Source organism: Paraburkholderia ginsengisoli NBRC 100965, assembly GCF_000739735.1.
Taxonomy (GTDB): Bacteria; Pseudomonadota; Gammaproteobacteria; order Burkholderiales; family Burkholderiaceae; genus Paraburkholderia; species Paraburkholderia ginsengisoli.
The window spans coordinates 1-809 of record NZ_BBJF01000048.1 but is presented as its reverse complement, the minus strand read 5'-3'; the positions used below and the strand labels follow the sequence as shown (position 1 = coordinate 809).

Genomic DNA, 809 nt, shown 5'->3' with positions numbered 1-809 from the left:
GGGTCGGGGAATCGGTTAGAGTTGTCAGCCCGAAGAACGGGTAGCCGATGATGAACAAGCGAAAAGGTATGGAAGGGATGTTCGACGGGAGGCATTTTGATCGGGAAATCATTGTTCTTTGTGTGCGCTGGTACCTTCGCTACAAGCTCAGCCTGCGCGATCTGGTCGAGATGATGGCCGAGCGGGGACTTTCGCTGGCACACACGACGATCTTGCGGTGGGTGAAGCGTTTTACACCAGAGTTCGTCAAGCGCTGGAATCAGTTTGCTATACCAGCAGGCCGGTCGTGGCGCGTTGATGAGACCTATCTGAAGATTCGCGGCAAATGGGTCTATCTCTACCGGGCGGTAGATCGAGACGGCCAGACAGTGGACTTCATGCTCAGAGCCAGGCGCGATGTAACTGCAGCCAAGGCCTTTTTCAGCAAGGCTATCAAGCATCAGGGCCAGCCGCCGGAGACGATCACGCTCGATGGATATGCCGCCTCGCACCGGGCGATGCGCGAGATGAAGGCCGGTGGCCTGCTGCCTGAGGACACGGAGGTCCGGACCTCGAAGTACCTGAACAATCTGATCGAACAGGATCATCGCAACATCAAGTTCAGAACGAACGTGATGCTCGGTTTCAAACGGTTCTGGAATGCCGCGACCACGATTTCAGGCATTGAGTTGATGCACCGCATTCGCAAGCGTCAGTTCGACCTCTGTACTCTCGGGCTCAAGGCTAGCGCTGCACCTTACGTCTGGAATGCCGTCCTGTTCAGTAAATAAGGCATCCTTATTTATTAAAGAAATTTCGGCCCCACCGGC

At 55.3% G+C, this 809-nt stretch carries 1 protein-coding gene; it reads left to right on the top strand.

Going from position 1 to position 809, the window contains the following annotated elements:
* Window positions 1-50: 50 nt before the first annotated feature.
* Window positions 51-770 carry an IS6 family transposase gene (locus BGI01S_RS28825; protein WP_042329830.1) on the top strand — a complete coding sequence of 240 codons (720 nt, stop codon included), beginning with the start codon at window positions 51-53 and terminating at the stop codon, window positions 768-770.
* The last annotated feature ends 39 nt before the right edge of the window (window positions 771-809 follow it).